The 3,161-nt window shown below is 35.9% G+C and carries 3 protein-coding genes; all 3 read left to right on the plus strand.

What is annotated here, in order from left to right; genetic code table 11:
• The first annotated feature begins 170 nt into the window (after positions 1–170).
• The 3 genes from V9K67_RS26830 (at position 171) to V9K67_RS26840 (ending at position 3,087) form a co-directional block, all read left to right on the plus strand.
• Positions 171–635 (plus strand): hypothetical protein, encoded by a 465-nt coding sequence (locus V9K67_RS26830; protein WP_336728176.1) that lies wholly within the window; start codon positions 171–173, stop codon positions 633–635.
• 310 nt (positions 636–945) lie between these two features.
• Entirely contained in the window at positions 946–2,136 is a 1,191-nt protein-coding gene (locus V9K67_RS26835; RefSeq protein WP_336728177.1) for a hypothetical protein, read from the plus strand.
• A gap of 21 nt (positions 2,137–2,157) precedes the next feature.
• Complete coding sequence (locus tag V9K67_RS26840) at positions 2,158–3,087, plus strand: hypothetical protein (protein WP_336728179.1); 930 nt, start codon at positions 2,158–2,160, stop codon at positions 3,085–3,087.
• Positions 3,088–3,161: the final 74 nt, after the last annotated feature.

A 3,161-nucleotide genomic window follows, 5' to 3' on the forward strand; every position in this document is an offset into this window, starting at 1 on the left:
TCTAATGCCTTTTTTGTTGTCTGCCAACTATTTTTTAACCTCTACTGTATTTCAAAAAATTACCGGACTATTGTAATTCTAAAGGGATAAATACACATAGACTGTTTTTTTATTGATATTCTTAGTTTTCTGTTCAAAGGAATGTCTAGTAATAAAGTAAACCGGAACTAATGAAAAAACTTATTATTCTCTTCTTTCTATTTCCCTTAAAATCATTCTGCCAGTGTCCACTGTGGATTGGATCTTCTATTGAGAATGCAATGGTCTTAAAGCCTTTAATTCAGCAATTCCTTTTATTTGACTTTAACGTCGGTGATACCCTTGGTAATAATAGTCGCAAAACATTAGTTTTTGAAGACAATCAGGGTATTGTCTCATTTAAGATCAGGTGGGAGGTTAACAATCAAATAGCAGGATCATCTCCAGTTGTAAGGGGTATTCATATTCTTGGTCCAGCAGAAAAGATAGATCAGCTATTTGACGAGCTAAAAGTTAAAGCAAGTCAATGCCAAAATTATATGGCGATAGGGCCGGTAATTAAGTTTTCAGAAAAAATTATGCAAAAAACTGAAGCCGGATTAAAGAATGACATTACTCTTAAGAGCATTAGTATTAAGATGCAATCAGGACAATAATAATTTAATTAGTCATTTAAGTCGAATTAAAAATAATTAATTTATATAATTATTAATATGTTTTTGGCTTATTCATTAAGTGTTGTAACACAACACAAGGTACTAAGTCAAATGACACGCTCCAACGTATAATAATAATTAGTCCAATTACCAGAATTCTTCTTTCAAGGGGTCGCATTCAACAGCCTTAATTATTTTCCTCTGCTGTTTTACATTGTTGGCTATCCTCTTTATAGGCTATTCTAGAGCGATCTTTCAAATCCAAGACTTCGTTTTATATAGAAGTTCTATATACAAAATAGATTACCGTATGTATAATAAAGGAATGAAACTGCTAAAGCTAGTTCAACTTCTTATTTTGTCTCTATTATCATTTCGTTCCAATGCACAGTGTATTGGCTCTAGCATGGTAAACCCAATTGAGATTGGACGGTTAGATGATTGTCATCCAAGCTTTTCCGATAATACGAGGAGCAACGCTAATTCTTGTTTTAATAATTTTATGGGGCAAAGCAGTCCTGAAATTTATTATAGTTTTTTTCTTCCTGCAACCGCAACAGTTACTATATCCCAATGCGGGACCGAGATTGATTCTTATTTATCACTTTTAAATACAAATGGAGTTATACTCAGAGTTAGTGACGATGATGCATGGGATATTTGTAATGCTTTATCAGGATACATGCAGGTTACTTTACCTGCTGGAAGTTATTATATAGTTTCAGAGGGATATGATGATTATACAGGCTTAATAGTGACAAATATAAGCATATCGCCAGGTGTTAGCTGTGCGTCTGGAGGCTCGGGTTCGAGCTTATGGAATAATGCAGGTACAAACAATATTAATAATGCTAACTCAGGAAATGTGGGTATTGGAACTTCAACCCCGAGCGAAAAGTTAGAAGTAAATGGTTACGTTCATATTAATACAAATACTCCAGATCCTGCATCTGGAGGCCTAATTGTTGATAATGGCGGAAGAAAGCGTATAGGCTTTATACAACCTGTTGATCGTGAAGCTGGAATATGGAGGGCTTCCAATCAGGACTTTGAAATAGGAAGGATTGATGGCTTGAGTCTTCCTGGTACTCCAAGCGTAGTTGACCTTTATGTAGGAGGAAATGGCAACGTTGGCATAGGTACAAGTTTTGTTTCTAATACAGATTTTAAATTATTTGTTGAAAAAGGAATTCGTACCCGTAAAGTTAAGGTCGATCTGACTTCATGGGCAGACTACGTTTTTGAGCCAACCTATAAACTGCCCACCCTTAAATATGTTGAATGGTTTATCAAGCAACATAAACACTTGCCGGATGTGCCTACCTCATTAGAAGTTGAAAAAAACGGCGTGGATATTGGCGAAAATCAAGTTTTACTATTAAAGAAGGTGGAGGAGCTAACTCTTTATATTATTGAGCATAATAAAAAGATGGAATACTTAGAGCGTACAAACCGGGAGTTGAACGAGCGGTTAAGGAAACTTGAGAAGGCAAGAAACTAATTAATTCTTCAATCTGTGAGTATGACTCAGACCCTATATCAAATAAAGCAAAACCTTCATCAGATGGTCATTGCTTTCTTATTAATTGTAGGTGTAAGGGCATCCGCTCAGGAATATCCAACAGGCAATAATAGTCGAAGCTATAGATCATCCAAAATCCCATATTTTCTTGAGACATGGCAGAAAATTGATACCATTTACCCTTTCAATAATGATTTTTTAGTGAATCAGACTATGAACATGAGTTCCGATACCCTATTTTGGATAATGAGAGGCTCTTGTAAATTTTTTGCAGTCCTCGGATATGCAAAGAAGAGCAAAGATCAAGTTCTCAGAACTCCTGGTAATCAAGAAGTTTCTGTTCCCAATCCCATTAGAAAGCATGCACCCTTTTTAACTGTTCATGGAAATGTCCAATACGATTTTTTATATAGGTCTTATGTAGATACACCATTTTCCCAGCATGATTTTCACCAACATACCGTTCAATCCTTTCTAAGTATACGGGTGAAGGATAGGTATCCTGTAAATTTAAACTTATCAAATCGCAGGAGCAACTCGCCCTATTTCCGGAATTTTTCTGATGTAAATTTTCAGTTTGACAAAGTTGCCTTTTTGAAAGATGCAAAGCAACGGCTTTGGGATCACTTGTCTGGTATTTACCTAGATAAGCCAGAGCTTAAGAATTTAGATTCCTTGTTAAAGCGTGAGCTGGATAAATATAACTTATTGAAGGCCTATCTAAATGGTTCGGATGCTTTGCAAATCCTTATTAAACAAAGGGAAAGGGTATACTATCGATCCGTTCAGAAAATCGACACTGGATTCAAGCGCCCTTCTGTTTCTATGACAAACGTTGGCGAATTATTAAAGAAGCCTAGGTACAAGTTGGATCGCCCTGCTGTAGGGTACAGTAAATCCCAAAGGCAACTTGAGGATGTTGATATTTGAAATACTCCCAAGTCTTCGGACAATTTCTTGATGTTGCTAAGAGATGATTTTCGGCGCTTTAAAATGAATGATTG

The sequence above is a fragment of the Huijunlia imazamoxiresistens genome (genome assembly GCF_037132455.1).
GTDB lineage: Bacteria > Bacteroidota > Bacteroidia > Chitinophagales > Chitinophagaceae > Flavisolibacter > Flavisolibacter imazamoxiresistens.